The following is a 19,641-nucleotide window of genomic DNA, read 5'->3' as shown; positions in this document are numbered from 1 at the left end:
TCAAAAATAGTGAATTGATTTTAGTTAACTTTACTTACAAATAATTTAATTTCATACATTTCCCAACCTTTTTAAATTTTTTACACTCTATATACAGAAACAGACGATTATGCGTAACTTATTATTTTTATTTTTTTTGGTGCTTTCCGTAAATTTATATTGTCAAAATGACAATCATTGGAAAGAAGTTTATAAATATGAATTGGATGGAAAAGTTGCATCTGCTCAAAAAAAAGTGCAAGAAATTTACAAAATTGCCAAACGAAAAAAAAATGAAGTTCAAATTGTAAAATGTTTTTTTTACTTGTCCAAATTTGAGCAAGTTTTTGACGAAAAAGCACAAACAACTATTATTCAAAACTTAAGAAAAGAAATAAATGAAGCCAATCCAGCTTCGAAGGCATTATTATATTACATCTATGGAAATATTTTGCAAGATTACTATAATGCTTTCTCATATCAAATAAAGCAAAGAACAACACTAGCTGAGCAAAAAAACAATGATTTCTTAACATGGACCAGCGCTAATTTTGAAAAAGAAATTGAAAATGCATTTTCAAATTGTATTGAAAATGAAAAAAAATTACGCTTAATAACTATTGACTCCTTTAAAGAAGTTTTTGAAATTGCTCCAAATATTGATCAAAAAAACTACAGCTTATATGATTTTTTAGCTGAAAAAACCGTTTTGCATTACAAAGTAAAAATAAACACTCGGGATATTAAATCAAATAATAAAAACAATGATTTATTTGAGAACCTTTATGTTGATTCAAAAAAATTTATCAACTATAAAACAACTCATTTAGAAGATGAAAACCTCAAAAAACTATTGCAGATTTTACAAAAAAATGAACAACATTATCTATCAACAAATAATAATAAAATTGACATTGCTTATTATGAACGATTAAAATTTGCTCATTCTATTTTTCAGAATGATTCTGTTTTTCAAAAACACATTTCTTTTTTAGAAAAGAACACTTCTGACATATTACTAAAGCAACAATTAAGAATTGACAGAGCTAAATTTTATACTTCACAAGCATCTAAAGATTCTAAAATAAATATGCACTATAAAGCACTTGCATTAATTGATACCATTTTTCAATCAAAAGTAAATATTAATGCATTAGCGGACGCAGAAAAAATAAAATTTGATATAGAAAGTAAATGGTTAAGTATTGAGTTTGAAAAAACCATATACCCAAATCAAAACAGCAGGGCATTAGTTAATTTTAAAAACATAGATTCAATAAAAATAAGCTACTATCTTTTGCCTGTAAAAAACAATGATTGGTTTAACAACAATAATTATTATAGAAATAATAAAACTTTTAACACAGACTCATTAGTTTTAGATTTTAAAAATAAACATATCCCAATAAAAAGTTACATCAGAAAACTTCCATCAAAAGGTGACTATTTTCAATATTCAACAGAAATTTTATTAGAAAAAATGGATGTCGGAAATTATTTGGTTGTTTTAGAAACTACAACAGATTCGTTTAATTCAAAAACTTTTTTTACCTATGATAGAATTGAAGTGACTAATTTTTTCGTTGTAGAAGATAATCTATTTACAAAAGATTCTTTTTCTGTTTTGGATAGAAAAACAGGGAAACCAATTGAAACAGTGTTTTTTAGAAATGAAGAAGAAACAATAGCTACAAACGAACAAGGGAAAGCAAATTTCAAGTTAAAAAAGTATGATAATGAAAGAAAATATGACCAAAGTATTTTAATTTTCAAGGACAACGATACCCTTAAAAAAACATACAACAGAAATTTCATTTACGACAATAATAGTCAAGTTAAATATGATAAATATGAACATTTTGAGGCAAAAGCGATGATCTATTTTGATAGAGCAATTTATCGCCCAGGGCAAAAATTGTACTATAAAGGCATATTAATCCAAAACATAGATAATATAAAAAGCGTGGTTCCTTATGTGAGTGTTCATGTTTCTATTTCAGATGTTAATAATACTATTTTAAAAGAATTTGATATACAAACCAACGAATTTGGCTCTTTTTCAGGCGAATTTGATATCCCTAAAAACGTGTTGACAGGAGAATTTAATTTTGAAATTGAAGAAGCCGAACATTATGCGGTTGATACAAAATATTATAACGAAAAAGAAGACGAACATGAGTTTTGGGATAATGTAGATTTTAATCAATATGAAGAATTTTCATTTCAAGTCGAAGAATATAAACGCCCAACATTTGAAGTGAAATTTGACACAATAAAAGAAAATTATACTATTGGTGATAGTATTAAAATTAAAGGAAATGCAAAAGCCTTAGCAGGAAACAACTTAACTAATGCTAAAGTTGCTTATAGTATTTCGAGAAGCATTTCTGTTTATGGGCAATATTTCCCTCAAGAAACAAACTTTATAAATACCGAAACATCTACAGATGAAAATGGGAATTTTACAATTGAGTTTCCTGCAACATTTGAAAACATAAAAAACGACAGTATCAATTCATTAAACTATACAATAAATGTAAATGTTATTGACAGCAATGGAGAAACAAGAAGTGCATCCCAAGTAGTAAAAGTTGGTAAAGAAATGCTGGCTTTAAATATTCTACTAAACAATAATTTATTCATAGAAGACACAAACAAGTTAACCATAAATAGTACAACTCTAAATAACTATCCAATCGATGCAAAGGGCAAAATAAAAATATATGAAAACCAAAGCAAAAAATTTTTAAAGCAAAGACTTTTACAATTTCCAGAAATTCAAACAATATCTCGAAACGAATTTGAAGTACTTTTCCCTAATGAACCTTATGATCAATCTGATAATAAAAACAAAGAAACATTAATCAATACTATTCCATTTGATACAAAAAATGGAAAAGAAATTTCATTAGCTTTTTTAAAAAATGCTGCCATTGGAAATTATTCTATCGTTATAGAAGCTTATGATTTTAAAAACAATCTGATTACAGAACGCAAACACTTTATGGTGGTTTCAAAAAAACCAACTTTTTCTAAAAATGAACTTTTCACCTATAAAGATGTTTCCAAACCAAACACAAATCAAATTGAAATAGAAATTCAATCCGTAATTCCTGATTTATGGATATCATCGCGATTTTATGAAGATAAAGACACTGTTGAAAAAGAACAAGTTATTCAATTAGAAAATGGAAAAGGAACATTTAAGTTTTTAAAAAAATCAGATTACAAAAACAATTTAAATTTTCATTTCTCAACAATTTGGGAAAACATTAGTTATTATAAAACATATTCTATTCAAAAAAACGATACAGAAACTTCTTTAAAAATAGACGTTGAGAGTATGCGGAATAAAATTGAACCTGGAAGCGAAGAAACTTGGTCATTCAAAATACTAGATCAAAAACTTCAGTCTGAAATTCTGGCAAGTATGTATGATAGCTCATTGGATCAATTTATGGAAAAAAATTGGGAAAATATTTATTTCTATAATCATACTAATACACCGGATTATCCTAATCTCAATTCTCATAGTTTAACTGAAAAATATTTTTATAACTTAAATGATGCTGTTAAACTATATTCTGCATATTATTATAAAAAGACCAATTTAAATTGGTTTGGATTTAATTTTAATAATCCGAAAAACACTTATGTAAATGAAGAATATTTATTCAGTATCGAGTCTAAAATCAAAGCTCCTAAAAACGCAAAAAATATTGCAGGTATTGTTTCCGATGAATTAGGTCCTGTTGTTGGTGCAATTGTCAAAGTAAAAGGAACCAATAGAACTACTAACACAAACTTTGATGGTGAATTTGAAATTGAAGCAGCTCCAGGAGAAATTTTAGAAATCTCATTTTTAGATAGTAAAGAAAAAATATTAATTGGCTCTAATAAAAACTACACAATCACACTAAAATCTGAATTAAAAGAGGTGGTAATTACAGCATATGGGATTCCTCGAGAAACTAAAAAAATAGCTTATGCAACACAAAAAGTTGAACGATATGATATAAATCAAAACACAAAGAAAAGTTTAACACAAGAATTAGAAGGAAAAATTTCAGGTTTACAAATTAACACAAAAAACTCAAATAACGCTTCAACTTCTATAATATTAAGAGGCAATAAATCTTCTTCAGACAACAACGAAATATTATTAGTCATTGATGGGATTATTTCTTCCGCAGACACTTTACTGAGCATCTCACCAGATATTATTCTAGAAGTGCAAGTTTTAAAAGGACCTCAAGGCACAGCTCTCTATGGAAGTCAAGGAGCAAATGGAGTTTTAGTAATTACCACTAAAAATGCTTTAAAAGAACTGTCACAAGTAAAAACAAGAACAAATTTTAATGAAACTGCTTTCTTTTATCCAAACTTAAAAACAGATATTAACGGAAAAGTTTCTTTTAATTTTACAACACCGGAATCGTTAACACAGTGGAAATTACGCTTATATGCCCACAATAAAAAAGGTGAAAACGGCTATTTTGAATCAAGTGTTATTTCACAAAAAGATGTAATGATTCAAACTAATATGCCACGCTTTGTTAGAGAAAAAGACACCATAAATATAGCTGCAAAAGTAGTAAATATGACTCATGAAATTAAATCTGGAATTGCCATGTTAATGCTTTATGATGCTGCTACAATGAAACCTATTGATAGTATTTCATTGAACCTGAAAAACACAAAAAATTTCAGTTGTAAACCTAAAGAAAGCGTTGCTGTTAATTGGAAAATTACTATTCCTGAGGGGTTGCAAGGATTACAATATAAAATAGTAGCAAAATCAGGTAATTTTTCTGATGGTGAAGAAAATATCTTACCTGTTTTAAGTAATAAAATTCTTATTACAGAAAGCATTCCTATATGGATAAAAGGTAATTCTAATAAAGAATATGTTTTTGAAAATTTAAAAAACAATAATTTAAAAACATTGAAAAATCATCAATTGACTTTAGAATACACTTCAAATCCAATATGGTTTGTTATTCAAGCTCTTCCCTATCTAATGGAATATGAACATGAATGTGCAGAACAAACATTCTCAAGATATTATGCAAATTTCATAGCAACTGAATTGATAAATAGTAATCCAAAAATTGCTGCATTATTCAACTCTTGGAAAGACAATCCGAAAGCAATTTCAAAATTAACAAAAAACGAAGAATTAAAATCGATTGTATTAAATGAAACACCTTGGTTATTAGATGCCGAAAATGATGAGCTAAAAAATAAGCGCTTAGCGATTTTGATGGACATAAATTCGATGACTGAATCGCAAGAAAAAACTTTAGAAAAACTAAAAGACAAGCAACAACCTTCTGGCGGATTTTCATGGTTTGACGGTGGTGATGAAAATGTATATATCACCCAACATATTGTTGCTGGTCTAGGTCATTTAAACAAAATGTTTCCACAAGATAGTTTAAAATTTGATCCAATCATTACAAAAGCTATTCCTTATTTAGATGCAAATTTCATCAAAACAAGTTCCTTAAAAGACGAGCGAACAAATTATTATGCCTATTCTAATTTACACTTTATGTATGCGAGAAGTTTTTATTTGGAAAAAATGCCAATTTCTAAAAAAATAGATTCAATTTTAACTATACAAAAAAACGAATTTAAAACAAATTGGTTGCAGTATTCTATATACAAAAAAGCCCTTTTGGCTCTTACTATGTATCGTTTTGGCGATGCAGCATTTGCGAATAAAATAATTAACCACTTAAAAGAAACTGCTGCGCGAAATGAAGATAACGGAATGTATTGGTTAGAAAACAGTAATGGATACTATTGGTATCAATCTTCAATAGAAACACAAGCACTACTGATTGAAGCTTTCAACGAAATTGAAAAAGACAAAAAGTATGTTGAGGAAATGAAAGTTTGGTTATTGAAAAACAAACAAACTAATCAATGGGCAACCACTAAAGCCACAACTGAAGCAGTGTATGCGTTACTTTTACAAGGTAATGATTGGACAAGCATTAAAGATAACACCAAATTTAAAATCGGAAATGAGAAAATAATGACAAAAAAACTTTCCGAAAAAGATAAAGAAGCAGAAACAGGATATATTAAAATAAACTGGAAATCCGATGAAATTTTAAATGAAATGGGAGCAATTTCTGTAGAAAACAAAACTGAAATTCCAGGCTATGGCGGCGTTTATTGGCAATATTTTGAAGATTTAGAAAATATAAAATCTGACAAAGCAGCTGAAATTTCAGTCACAAAAAATCTATACAAAAAAATAAAAACTACTAATGGAAATGAATTAATAGATTTAACAAAAGAAACTTTAAAAACAGGTGATTTAATAACTATTCGTTTAATTATAAAAACTGAAAATGATTTAGAGTTTGTTCATCTAAAAGATTTAAGAGCATCTTGTTTTGAACCAATAAATGTAATTTCTAACTATCAAAGAAAATACAATCTTAATTATTATATGAGTACAAAAGACGTAGCGACACATTTCTTCTTTGACACAATTAAAAAAGGAACCTATGTTTTAGAATATGATGTGCGAATTAACAATTCTGGTAGTTTTAATGATGGTATTGCTACTATACAAAGTATGTATGCTCCAGAATTTTCTGGACATTCTATTTCAAATAAAATAAATGTGATTGAATAATATTTATTTTCAATTAAGAAAAAAATCAAAACTCATTAGCTATAAATCGTAAGTAATAACTATTTTAGCCAATATTTTTAAACTATGATGCTCATTCGGTATTTATCGCAAATAGGAAAGTACTTTATTATGTTGAAAGAGATATTCAACAAGCCTACAAAATGGTCGGTAATGAAGCAATTAATCTTTAAAGAAGTTGATGATTTAATCATTGGCTCATTAGGAATCGTTGCTTTTATTTCCTTTTTTGTGGGTGGTGTAGTTTCTATTCAAACAGCGTTAAATCTAACTAACCCTTTAATTCCAAAAGAGCTAATTGGTTTTGCAACACGTCAATCAATTGTTTTAGAATTTGCTCCTACTTTTATATCCATTATTATGGCAGGAAAAATGGGTTCCTTTATCACATCGAGTATAGGAACAATGCGTGTAACGGAACAAATTGATGCTTTGGAAGTTATGGGTGTAAACTCGTTAAACTATTTAGTTTTTCCAAAAATTATTGCTTTACTTCTATATCCATTTGTTATAGGATTGAGTATGTTTTTAGGAGTTTTGGGAGGATGGATGGCTGCAGTATATGGTGGTTTCACAAGTAGTCCCGAATTTATTACAGGTTTACAAACCGAATTTATTCCATTTCATATAACTTATGCTTTCATCAAAACAGCTGTATTTGCAATTTTATTAGCCACCATACCTTCATTTCATGGATATTATATGAAGGGAGGAGCACTAGAAGTAGGACAAGCAAGTACTGTTTCTTTTGTTTGGACATCGGTAGTAATTATTTTAATGAACTTTATCTTAACGCAACTTTTATTAAGCTAATGATTGAAGTAAAAAACATTATAAAAAAATTTGGCGAGCAAACCGTTTTAAAAGGAGTATCTACTCGTTTTGAAGCTGGAATGACAAATTTAATCATTGGACAAAGTGGTTCTGGAAAAACAGTTTTTTTAAAATCTTTGTTAGGCATTCATACTCCAGATAGTGGCACAATTTCTTTTGATGGTCGTATATATTCAGAACTATCAAACGATGAAAGAAGAGAGTTAAGAACTGAAATTGGAATGGTTTTTCAAGGAAGTGCTTTATTTGACAGTATGACTGTTGAAGAAAATATTGGTTTTCCTTTAAAAATGTTCTCTAATAAATCTCCAAAAGAAATAAAAGAGCGTGTTGATTTTGTAATTGACAGAGTACATTTGGTTAATGCGCATCAAAAAAGGCCTTCTGAAATTTCGGGTGGAATGCAAAAACGTGTTGCAATTGCCCGCGCTATCGTAAATAATCCAAAATATTTATTTTGCGACGAGCCAAATTCTGGATTAGACCCAAAAACAGCTATTGTTATTGATAATTTAATTCAAGAAATTACACAAGAATACAATATTACAACTGTAATTAACACACACGACATGAATTCTGTGATGGAAATTGGTGAAAAAATTGTTTTCTTAAAAAATGGGCTCTTAGAATGGGAAGGTTCAAATAAAGAAATCTTCAAAACCGATAACGAAGCAGTTACCGATTTTGTATATTCTTCAGAATTATTCAAACGTGTTCGAAAAATGTATTTGGAAGATGATAAATAGTACTAATTTAATTTAGCAACTATTTTCTTAATATCTTGTTCTTTATCTTTTGGATAAATCAACAGCACATCATCTTTATCTACAATAATAAAATCGTTTAAACCATCAATGATTATGAGTTTTTTTGCATCTGTTCGAATAATATTATTTGATGCATTCTCTAACACAACAGTAGCATTTACGACAGCATTATTGTTCTCATCTTTATCTAGCTTTTCATGAAGAGAACCCCAAGTTCCTAAATCGTTCCAATCAAAAGTAGCTGGAAGTATGTAGACATTTTGGGCTTTTTCTAAAATTGCATAATCAATGGAAATATTTTCTGCTAAACTATAATTTGCAGCTATAAAAGCTTTTTCATCTTTACCATTATAACTTTCATAACCAGATAGAAACAAATTATTCATCACAGGTTGAAAATGTAAAAAAGCTTCAGTAATAGCCTTTACTGACCAAATAAAAATCCCTGCATTCCAAACAAAATTTCCGCTTTTCAAAAAAGCTTTAGCCGTTTCATAATCAGGTTTTTCTCTAAATTGAGAAACTTTTTTTATAGCGTTTGTATCCTCTTTATTATACTCAATATAACCAAAACCAGTATTAGGAAAAGTAGGCTTTATCCCTAAAGTCATCAAAGCATTGTTTGCTTCACAAAAATCAAATGATTGTTGTAAATCATTTACAAATGCCACTTCATCTTCTATCCAATGATCGCTAGGTGCAACTACCATAACTGCATTCGGGTTTTGCTTCTGAATTTTTAAAGAAGCATATAATATACAAGGCGCTGTGTTTCGCATCGCAGGCTCTAACAAAACTTGGTCTTGTTTCACTTGAGGCAATTGATTTAGCACCAAATCATTATATTTCTCATTGGTTAAAATCAAGATATTCTCAACAGGTATCAATTTTGAAAGTCTGGAGAATGTTTTTTGAATCAACGTTTCTCCAGTTCCTAACATATCGTGGAATTGTTTAGGAAAATCGCTTGTGCTCACAGGCCAAAAACGTGAACCAACGCCACCAGCCATCAATATTGCGTAATAATTTTTGTTCATAATGTGTGTTACTGAGTAACTATGTTTTTAATTTTTATAAAAAATCCTATAATAAAATGGGTAATAAAAATAATAAATGAAAAAACGAAAAGTATTCCAAAAATTGCAATAATCAAATTTACATCAAATGCATCTTGATACAATTGATTTTCATCATAAAATATCGCATATGGAAATACAATTCCCAAAACTGAAATGATCAATGTATAAATATGTAAATTTTTAAAAAAAGAATTTGTCGGAAATTTTATCCAAATAAATGTCAGATAGAAAAGATAAAATAATAAAAAAAGTAAAGAGAAAAACCAATAAACATAAGAATGACTAATAACAAAATAAGTATCGTGAATATTAATATCTAAAGTATTATCGTCATTACTTGTTGATAGAATCCCAAACAACAAGAACAATACAGCAAAAATGGCTAATAAAAAATGAGGCTTTTCTTTTAAAACTTTAAAAATCATTGTACTTATTTAATTTGGCAACAATTCAACTTCAGCATTGGGTTGAAACAAATACAATCGTCCAGAGCTTATTTCTAAACATTCGTATCGTTTAACACGCAAAGCTATTTTTTTGAAAATCTTTCCATTGTGAATTCTAAAATGACTTCCAAAAGGAATTTCAAAGATATAATTTTTATCGTTTTCTTTTAGGTCAAATTGTTTTAATGCTAAAGCTAATTTTGCATCGGTATCGCTACTTGCTTTTGGATTTCGGAAATGTTTTGCTAATAAAGGTAATAGTTGATGTGGAAAAATTTCTGGACGAATAAAAGGCCCCATCATTCTTTGAAAAGTGAGTTTCCATTCATCGCCATGCGGTTTTATGTTTCGACCATATTTTTCGAAAGCTACCAAATGAGCAATTTCGTGAATTAGAGTTATTAAAAATCTATATTTATTCAAACTCGCATTCACCGTAATCAAATGATAACCTTGCGCATCTTTTCTATAATCGCCATGACGGGTTTGACGCTCATTAACGATTTTAAGATGCACATGATTGGCTTTGATTAACTCAAAACAATGATGAACTGCATGTTCTGGAAGGTATTTTAATAGGACTTCACTCAATTTTAAGGCGTTGAAGATGAAACTTGCAATACTTTTCCGTTATAATATTTATTTCCAGTCAAAGCAAAATTGAAGATATAATCTGCCATTTCTTTTGCAGAAAGTGGTGCTTCGTAACCTGGAAAAGCTTCTTGCAACATTTCTGTATTTACAGCTCCAAGTGCTAAAACATTAAAAGCAATCCCTTGCTCTTTGTATTCTTCAGCTAATAATTCGGACAACGTAATTACCGCACCTTTACTTGATGAATAAGCAGCTAATCCAGCGAATTTCATACTTCCTTGAATACCGCCCATCGAACTAATCATCACCACATGACTTCCTTTGCCCATAAATGGAATACAGAATTTTGTTAATTCGGCAACCGCAAAAACATTGACTTTGTATATGTTTTGAAATTCTTCTGAAGTAATTTGTGTAAACGGTTTATGAATTAAACTTCCAGCATTGTGAATTAAAACATCAACTTTTTTCCATGTTCGATTGATGAAATTTTCCACTTGAAGTAATTCTTCAGGATTTGAAATATCTATTGACAAACACGTAATATTTGGATTTTCGATTAATTCTTTTGGTGTTTTTCTAGAAATCGCTAACACTTGATGGCCAGCATCTGCAAATTGCAAGGCTAATTCGTAACCAATTCCGCGAGAAGTTCCTGTTATGATTATATTTTTCAAAATAATTTTATTTTATGTAAAAATAGGAAATAAAAAAATCCCGAAAAAATTTCGGGATTCTAATATTACAAATATAATTTTATGCTAACATAGTTACTGGATTTTCCATAAACGATTTGAACGTTTGTAAGAATTGAGCTCCAGTTGCTCCGTCCACTGTTCTGTGGTCACAAGCTAAAGTAACTGTCATGGTGTTTCCAACTACGATTTGACCGTTTTTAACTACTGGTTTTTCAATGATTGCACCAACAGATAAAATAGCAGAATTTGGTTGATTAATAATCGAAGTGAACGATTGAATTCCGAACATTCCTAAGTTAGAAATAGTAAATGTACTTCCTTCCATTTCAGCTGGTTGAATTTTTTTAGATTTTGCTTTTCCAGCTAAGTCTTTCACACTTGCACCAATTTGAGTTAAACTCATTTGGTCTGTAAATTTCAATACTGGAACCATTAAACCGTCTTCAACTGCTACTGCTACTCCAATATTAACGTGGTGATTGATTACCATTGCATCTTCTCTCCATTGTGAATTTACTTGTGGATGTTTTTTCAATGCCATCGCACTCGCTTTGATTACCATATCGTTGAAAGAAACTTTCGTATCTGGTAATCCGTTAATCATATTTCTTGAAGCAATTGCATTGTCCATATCTAACTCGATTGTTAAATAGTAATGCGGTGCTGTAAATTTAGATTCTGATAATCGTCTCGCAATGGTTTTACGCATTTGCGAATTTTTTATTTCTTCTTGGAATACTTCTCCTGCTGGAACAAATGGTTTTACAGCTGCAACAGTATTTGTAGCTTCTGCAACCGCTTGAGATGGAGTTGCAACTGTTGATGGAGAGAAATTCTCCACATCTGATTTTACAATTCTTCCATTTTCACCAGAACCTTTTACTTGAGACAAGTTGATTCCTTTATCTTGAGCAATTTTTTTAGCTAATGGAGAAGCAAAAACTCTTCCCGAAGTAGTTTGTTCAGCTACTGCTACTTCTTGAGCAACTGCTTTTACTTCTTCAGTTTTAGGAGCTTCAGCCACAGCGCCAACTTTATAGTTAGCAGCAATTCCTGAAACATCAGTTCCTGCTGGTCCTAAAATTGCTAAAATTGTATCTACTGGAGCAGAATCACCTTCTTGCACTCCGATATATAATAACGTTCCTGCATTGAAAGATTCGAATTCCATCGTAGCTTTATCGGTTTCGATTTCAGCTAGAATGTCACCTTCTTTTACAGTATCTCCTACTTTTTTTAACCAAGTCGCAACTGTTCCTGTTGTCATAGTGTCTGACAAACGAGGCATCGTTACTACTTTTACACCAGCTGGTATCTCAACTGCTGCTGAAGTTGGTTTTGCTTCTTCCACTACTTTTTCTTCTTTAGCTTCAGTCGCTGTTCCACCATTTAATAAAGCTGAAATGTCTTCACCAGCTGTTCCAATAATAGCTAATAAAGAATCCACTGGCGCTGACTGTCCTTCTTGAATTCCGATATGTAATAAAACACCATCATGAAATGATTCAAACTCCATTGTTGCTTTATCGGTTTCAATTTCAGCAAGAATATCACCAGTTTTGATTGTATCACCAACTTTTTTTAACCAAGTTGCTACAACTCCTTCGGTCATCGTATCACTCAAACGGGGCATTGTTATAATTTGTGCCATAGTTCTTATAATTTATGTGGAATGAAAGGATAATTTTCTTGTTCGTACACTACGTCGTATAATTGATTTACTTCTGGGAATGGAGATTCTTCAGCGAATTTCTCACATTCAGCCACTAAATCAGCTACTCTTTGATCGATTGCTTCGATTTCAGCTTCTGTAGCGTAGTTATTTTCTTTGATTACATCTAAAACTTGAATAATTGGATCGATTTTTTTGTATTCTTCCACTTCTTCTTTAGTTCTATATAATTGTGCATCAGACATTGAGTGTCCTCTGTAACGGTATGTTTTCATTTCTAAGAAAGTTGGACCATCTCCACGACGAGCTCTTTCCATTGCTTCATGCATTGCTTCAGCTACTTTTACTGGATTCATTCCGTCAACTGGTCCACAAGGCATCTCGTATCCTAAACCAAGTTTCCAAATATCGGTATGATTAGCCGTTCTTTCTACTGAAGTTCCCATAGCATAACCGTTGTTTTCAACGATGAATACTACTGGTAATTTCCAGTTCATTGCCATATTGAAAGCTTCATGTAAAGAACCCTGACGCGCAGCACCATCACCGAAATAAGTTAAAGTAACTCCGCCTGTTTCGAAATATTTGTCTGCAAAAGCAATACCTGCTCCTACTGGAATCTGCGCTCCTACAATACCGTGTCCTCCATAAAAACCATGTTCTTTAGAGAAAATATGCATCGATCCACCCATACCTTTTGAAGTACCTGTTACTTTTCCGTACAATTCTGCCATTACTTTTCTTGGATCTACACCCATTCCAATTGGCTGAACGTGGTTACGGTAAGCTGTAATCATTTTGTCTTTTGACAAATCCATAGCGTGTAAAGCCCCAGCTAATACTGCTTCTTGACCGTTATATAAATGTAAAAATCCTCTAACTTTTTGTTGGATATAAACAGCAGCTAATTTGTCTTCAAATTTTCTCCAAAACTGCATGTCTTCATACCATTTAAGGTAAACTTCTTTGGTTATTGGCTTCATTATGTTTGTTTTTTAATTCAATTGTATTATTCACAATTTTTACGAAAAGCAAAAATACTACATAGAACCTTACTGAAAAAATTAAATTCTATGATTTTTGCGTTTTTTTGTGCTAAATCGTTAAAAAAATCTACGAAATCGTTATAGATGATTCTTATCGAAAACTAATGGCAAAAGATTTTTTAATGAATCTGATTTATAAATCAATCCTTTTGCACCCATAAAAAGTATTTCGATTGGAATATCTTGCTTGAATTCGTACTCAGCAATAGCCTGGCGACAACTACCACATGGCGGAATTGGCTCTTCTAAATCTCTATCTTGTGGTGATGCTGTGATAAACATTTTTACAATTCTTGCATTTGGATAAGTTGCACCTGCATAATAAATAGCCACACGTTCTGCACATAAGCCAGATGGATAAGCAGCATTCTCTTGGTTGGAACCTTGCACTACAATTCCATTATCTAATAAAATTGCTGCACCAACTGTAAATTTTGAATAAGGCGCATAAGCCTTACTTCTTGCTTCAAAAGCTTGATTCATCAAATCAATTTCTTGTTGTGACAACTCATCTTTTGAAAGTACCGAAATAGTAGTGTTTATTGAAATTTGCTTCATATGTAAGGAAAAAAAATCCAAATTCTAAAAAAAGAATTTGGATAGTTTGTTAATTTATTTTTTTATCTATAGTTCATCGAAATTGTCTCCGAAATTAAATGTAAGAGAAAAACGAAGCGTGTTTTCTAAAGGATTTCTCACTTTTGATGCCGAGAACAAATAGGACACATCTACTTTTACTACATTATATTTAAACCCTGCTCCTAATGTAAAGAACTTTCTCGCTCCTTTTAATTCATTTTCATTAAAGAATCCTAAACGCATTGCAAATGAATCTTGGTACCAATATTCAGCTCCTAATGCCCAAGTAAATTCTTTTAATTCTTCAGAAAATCCATCAGGCGCATCATTGAATGATTTGAAAACTCCTTCAGTCCAACCTATTTTTCTATAATCACTTAATGCTTGTGCATAAGCATCATCTGCAATATCTTGTTCTGCTGGCTCAATTGCACCACTTCCATCAGCGTCAATTGCAGCCACTAATGCTGGTGGCGTTGGCACTAATAATTTTGTAATTTCTGCCGTTACACCTATCTTATTGTATTCATCAAATATAAAATCAAATCCTCCACCTAAACGCATGTTTGCCGGTAAAAAATTATTATTTAAATCATCATTATCGTAGCTGATTTTTGGGCCTAAATTTTGAAAATTAAATCCCGCTCTCCATCTTCCGTTGAAATCATTATACGCAACTTCTTCTGATTGATAATATCCTGCAACATCTACCGCAAAAGTTGAAGCTGCACTCGCATCATTTGAACCATCATTAATCTTTAAACTCGAGCGAATATATCTTCCAGCCACAGCCATTGAAAAACGCTCACTTAGTTTCAATGAATAAGAACCATCTAATGCTAATTCATTTGGATTAACAACTCTTGGCACTTCATTTGGATCACCTGTTTCTCTTAATTCAATATCACCTAACCCAAAAAAACGTAATGATCCAGCAAATGCACTTCTTCCCTCAGCACCAAATCTATTGTAATAGGTGATTTGCCCCAAAGAAATATCATTTGCAATACTAGTTAAATAAGGAGTATAACTTACTGAAAATCCTTGTTTTTGCAATGAAAAAGCATATTTTGCAGGATTATATTGTTGAGAAAATGCATCGGCAGATGTTGCTACACCCATATCGGCCATACCAGCAGATCGGGCATCGGCAGCAATAAGTAAAAAAGGCACTCCTGTTGTTATAACTCGGCTATTATCTTCTTGGGCTTTTGCAAATTGACTAACTACTACAAGGGTTAATAATAAAGCAATTTTTTTCATTTTATACATTGAAATTAATTTGACAAATATAGTATTTTATTACAGGATTACAAGTTTCTCATATTTTTCTGCAGATTTACCTGTGGATACAGATTTTACAGTTAATTTATATATATAAACTCCTTTTCCTATTTTATCTCCAAAATCATCTTTTCCATCCCAAGTAATTTCTCTAGACAAAAATCCTTCTGTCATTACTTGCTGATTGATGGTTTTTACTAATTTACCTGAAATCGTTAAAATTTGAACTTGAACATCCAATTGTTCAAACGGCATGTTGTGGTTAAACCAAAACTCGGTGTAACTAACAAACGGATTCGGATAATTCAATACTTTTTCAATTCTCAATCCTTCATCTGAACAAATAGCATTGAATTGAATCTCGGCAGTAATCAAATTATTATAAACATCCCAAGCTTTGAACAATATTGTATGCAAGCCTGGTGACAAATCTCTAAATGGAAACCTAACACTCCCGTTTGTATAATCGTCATTTTCGGTTTCATAATACTCATTCAACACATACGGATTTGTTTCATCACCATCTAAAATAGCAACAATATCATGTCCAATTCCACTAGCGGTATTAATACCATTTTCATCAGACAAAAACGCTAATAATATAGGAGCACAATTTGTAATTCCGCCCGAAACAAAACCTTCATCATTCATATGCAAACGAACCGTTGGCGGAGTTGTATCGCTTGGGGCATTTACATTAACACCACCTATTTGAATTGTTTTATCATAACCCGTCTGGTCTTCTAAATTTGAAACTTCTCTTTTCGCATAAAAACTAATCTTTCCATTTCCAACAGGAATTCTAATGTCTTGTGGAACAATAAAGCTAAATTCAAATTGCCCATTTACAACAGAGGCGTTTCCTCTAAAAACGGTTTCTCCTAATGTTACGAAATTCATTATTATCAAACCATTCGAATCAGTTGTTCCATTATTACCCAATGTGCTTCTGTTGATGTCTTTATCAAAAATTTGAACCGCTAAATCCCCGTTATAATTTGAAATTAAAACATCATTTTCATCCCTAACCTCTCCTGTTATTTTAACCAAACTCAATGCTTGCATAACTGGCAAAGGTTGATTAACTGGAATATCATTTACTTTTGTTAGAACAACTTTTGGTTTGGGTATTGCTAATTTTAAAGCCGGGTCACCAATATAAAAAACAACTCTTCGATTGTCTGAACCTGTAGATAGCTTAGTTTGTCTTAATGCTTCTGAAATAGTTGGATAATTAGTTGAACCAAAAGCATACAAATCTTCACTCAATAAATTATTCATTTGAAATCCTGTTCCTACACCAATTTGTCTTGTTGTCGCTATCAAACCTATTGCTCCTCCAGATTTATTCCAAAACATGTACTCACCTCCGGTAAAACGATTTGGATCATCAAAACGGGTAAATTCACAAGTTATTGTAACAAATAACGGATATCTGTATCGATTAGTTAAATTTTGAGCATCTAATTTTTCAAATAAGCGTTCTCTGGCCAAAAACTCTTCATTTCCATGTCCAAAATAATTAAAAACCAAAGCTCCCAATTGTAAAGCATCTAAAAAATCTGTTTTAGCTTCTGGATAACGCTCTCCTCCTGCTGCCACTTGCTGTACATAGGCATCTGTATGTATTTTTTTTACATTAACAAATGGCTTTTGAACAGTTAATACATCTGCTAAATCGTTTAATCCGAATTGTAAAGTTGCATCCGTAGAATTATCTGCATCATCAGAATAGATTACATAATTATTACGCCATCTACCATAAGATTGTTCATCATGATATTCAATTACCTTGTTTACCATTTCGGCCGCTTGTGTTGTAGTAGACACCAACATTCTCCCTACAGCAATATCAATTCCATCAAAACCTCCCGTCATAGTTCCTTCAGTATCATCCATTAATCCATAAAAATCATCGGACATAAAGGATGTGTACAATGAAAAATTAGAACTATTATTTGTTTCTGAAGCACCAGGATTAAAACCATGAAATACAGGAACAATATTCGTGTTATTGAACAATCTTTCTTTATAATCATAAGATGCATCTCCAAAAAGATTTACATATTTAACTCTTTTATCAGAAGATGATGCATTCCAATACACATATTTAATAAAATTACGAATCGCTGCGATATCTTGTTTTCCAGAAGCAAATTCTTGATATATTTTTTCAAGTGTTACTACTCGAACACTCATACCTGAATTATTTCTATGGAAATCAGCCAAAGTTTCAGCTTGACTTGCTAAAAATTGAGGCGTAATAATTAAATAATCTATGTCTTGAAAAGCACCAGAATTATCATTAAAAATGGTCCCTTTTAAATTTTGATTTAAAACACTGGTATTTACTTCCTTTAATGGTGTAAACACATCTGCTAAATCAACGGCAACATATTTTCTGGCAGTTCCTAAATTTACTTTGAACGAAAAACTTGCCCCAGTAATGTTATCATATTTAGTCACATTATACAAGTCTGTTACATCCCAAACTTGAGAAATTGCAGTTGCAGCTGTCAAATTGTATTGACCAACTCCAATATTTGTTTGCTCCAAATCGTTTGAAAACACAAATTGCTTTCCATACCCAACTAAATTACGTTTTGATTTTAAACGAATGAAATCCAAATAACCATTAGAATTAGGCACTCCACCATTATCATAAGTCATTAAAATTGAAATAGAAGATGAAGTTGTAGAAAATGTTGTGTTTAGGGCAGATTCATAACCTTCAACTCCGCTAAAAGCAACTAATTGAGGAAAAGTAATCGTTCCAATATCTTGATTATTCGCTTTGAAATTAAAAGACGAATTCCCAAACGACTTTGAAGCTGTATTGATTTTTACATCTACCGGAACAGAAGTATCAATGTTTGGAATAGTAAAATCAAAAGTTTGTGTATTATCAATATTAAATTGTTCGCCTAACCATCTTCTCCCTACTTTACCACCATTTACCAAATCTTTTTCATAATAAACTACATCATCAAATTGAGTAAAATTTAAAGTAGGTGATGCTGAAGGCTCTGTAGCAGTTTGCATTCTTTTCCCTGTTCCGCCCGAAGATGTAATATAATAATAAGATTTATCTGCAAATAAATTTACACTTGTTAAACTTTCTGTATTCCAAGTATCAACTCCTTCTGCATAAAACAAAATATAATCGCTATTATCAAAAGCGCCATCACTTTCACCTATAAACTGAATTGCATTTTCTTCTAAATCATTTGGATAAGAAGTAGCATTTAATAAAGGCAACATTCTTCCTCCATTTCCATAGATTTTAATATTTCTTGGATCAACATTTACATTAAATCCAAGACTTTGTAAAAATGATTTAGAAACTTTGTAAACGCCAGATTTTTCAACATAAAAACGATACCAATTACCAGAAGCTAAAACAGAATTTGAAATAGATTGGACTACATTAGAATTTGAGATTTTATTTGACGGAGATAAATTTGAAATTGAATAGGTAAAAGAGACCACTTTTTTATAACCAGATTCATCTCTTATTATTGGAGAAAATGAAATCAATCCTTTATATGAATCTCTAGCAGAAACAACTTCAAATTTTGAATTTATAGTCGAAGACAAAAAATTAAGATTCAAATCATATAATTCTGAACTTGAAATAGATTGATAATTTACAGCTGTAATTTGCAAAGTAGCATTAACAGCACTTACATCGACAACCTTTTTAAAGCTAATTTTTTTAGCAGAAACATCAATATCATAATATTCAGATTGAAATTGAGGAATTTTAAAAGAGAAATCTCCTAAATTATAATTAACCTCTTGCTTCCAATTAAGAGTAATCGTTTCGCTTTGTTGTGCGAAAAGAGTTGAAGCAAATAAAAGTAATAAGTATTGTATCTTTTTCATCATTTCTACAACGTGATTTGGCAAAATATATTACAAAGAGAAAAAAATATTTTCATTTTAAGCTAAATTATTGCAATAAAATATGATTTAATCCGTTGTAAAGGA

At 30.9% G+C, this 19,641-nt stretch carries 12 protein-coding genes; 3 read left to right on the top strand and 9 right to left on the bottom strand.

Translation table 11 applies throughout. The annotated features are described in order from the left end of the window. The first annotated feature begins 109 nt into the window (after positions 1–109). The 3 genes from G4L40_RS12515 (at position 110) to G4L40_RS12505 (ending at position 8,232) form a co-directional block, all read left to right on the top strand. Positions 110–6,634 (top strand): alpha-2-macroglobulin family protein, encoded by a 6,525-nt coding sequence (locus tag G4L40_RS12515; protein WP_166237527.1) that lies wholly within the window; start codon positions 110–112, stop codon positions 6,632–6,634. An 84-nt stretch (positions 6,635–6,718) separates the two neighbouring features. Continuing rightward, positions 6,719–7,465: an MlaE family ABC transporter permease gene (locus tag G4L40_RS12510; protein WP_166237526.1), complete on the top strand. Its 747-nt coding sequence runs from the start codon at positions 6,719–6,721 to the stop codon at positions 7,463–7,465. Further along, the gene (locus G4L40_RS12505; protein ID WP_166237525.1) at positions 7,465–8,232 is read left to right on the top strand and encodes an ABC transporter ATP-binding protein; all 768 of its coding nucleotides are present in this window, start codon (positions 7,465–7,467) and stop codon (positions 8,230–8,232) included. The genes G4L40_RS12510 and G4L40_RS12505 overlap by 1 nt, the downstream gene beginning before the upstream one ends. 2 nt (positions 8,233–8,234) lie before the next feature. Here G4L40_RS12505 and G4L40_RS12500 read toward each other — a convergent pair whose 3' ends face one another. The 9 genes from G4L40_RS12500 to porU all read right to left on the bottom strand — a co-directional run bounded on the left by G4L40_RS12500 (position 8,235) and on the right by porU (position 19,539). Next, on the bottom strand, positions 8,235–9,290 hold the full coding sequence (locus G4L40_RS12500) for a mannose-1-phosphate guanylyltransferase (RefSeq protein WP_166237524.1): 1,056 nt from the start codon (positions 9,288–9,290) through the stop codon (positions 8,235–8,237). An 8-nt stretch (positions 9,291–9,298) separates the two neighbouring features. Further along, positions 9,299–9,757, bottom strand: a complete 459-nt coding sequence (locus G4L40_RS12495; RefSeq protein ID WP_166237523.1) for a hypothetical protein — start codon at positions 9,755–9,757, stop codon at positions 9,299–9,301. Positions 9,758–9,766: 9 nt separating this feature from the next. Beyond that, positions 9,767–10,369, bottom strand: coding sequence for a SprT-like domain-containing protein (locus tag G4L40_RS12490; RefSeq protein WP_166237522.1), 603 nt, complete (start codon positions 10,367–10,369; stop codon positions 9,767–9,769). A gap of 2 nt (positions 10,370–10,371) precedes the next feature. After that, positions 10,372–11,049: an SDR family NAD(P)-dependent oxidoreductase gene (locus tag G4L40_RS12485; RefSeq protein WP_166237521.1), complete on the bottom strand. Its 678-nt coding sequence runs from the start codon at positions 11,047–11,049 to the stop codon at positions 10,372–10,374. 79 nt (positions 11,050–11,128) lie between these two features. Continuing rightward, positions 11,129–12,721, bottom strand: coding sequence for a 2-oxo acid dehydrogenase subunit E2 (locus G4L40_RS12480; protein ID WP_166237520.1), 1,593 nt, complete (start codon positions 12,719–12,721; stop codon positions 11,129–11,131). 5 nt (positions 12,722–12,726) lie between these two features. Beyond that, on the bottom strand, positions 12,727–13,725 hold the full coding sequence (gene pdhA / locus G4L40_RS12475; RefSeq protein ID WP_166237519.1) for a pyruvate dehydrogenase (acetyl-transferring) E1 component subunit alpha: 999 nt from the start codon (positions 13,723–13,725) through the stop codon (positions 12,727–12,729). Positions 13,726–13,866: 141 nt separating this feature from the next. Continuing rightward, positions 13,867–14,346, bottom strand: a complete 480-nt coding sequence (locus G4L40_RS12470) for a cytidine deaminase (RefSeq protein ID WP_166237518.1) — start codon at positions 14,344–14,346, stop codon at positions 13,867–13,869. 66 nt (positions 14,347–14,412) lie between these two features. Next, a complete protein-coding gene (gene porV, locus G4L40_RS12465) occupies positions 14,413–15,630 on the bottom strand; it encodes a type IX secretion system outer membrane channel protein PorV (RefSeq protein WP_166237517.1) in 1,218 nt (405 codons plus the stop codon). A 39-nt stretch (positions 15,631–15,669) separates the two neighbouring features. After that, positions 15,670–19,539: a type IX secretion system sortase PorU gene (porU, locus tag G4L40_RS12460; RefSeq protein WP_317163968.1), complete on the bottom strand. Its 3,870-nt coding sequence runs from the start codon at positions 19,537–19,539 to the stop codon at positions 15,670–15,672. Positions 19,540–19,641: the final 102 nt, after the last annotated feature.

It is taken from the genome of Flavobacterium celericrescens, assembly GCF_011392075.1.
In the GTDB taxonomy this organism is placed as follows: Bacteria; Bacteroidota; Bacteroidia; order Flavobacteriales; family Flavobacteriaceae; genus Flavobacterium; species Flavobacterium celericrescens.
Note: the sequence above shows the minus strand (reverse complement) of the source record. Positions and strands in the feature narration are given on the sequence as shown.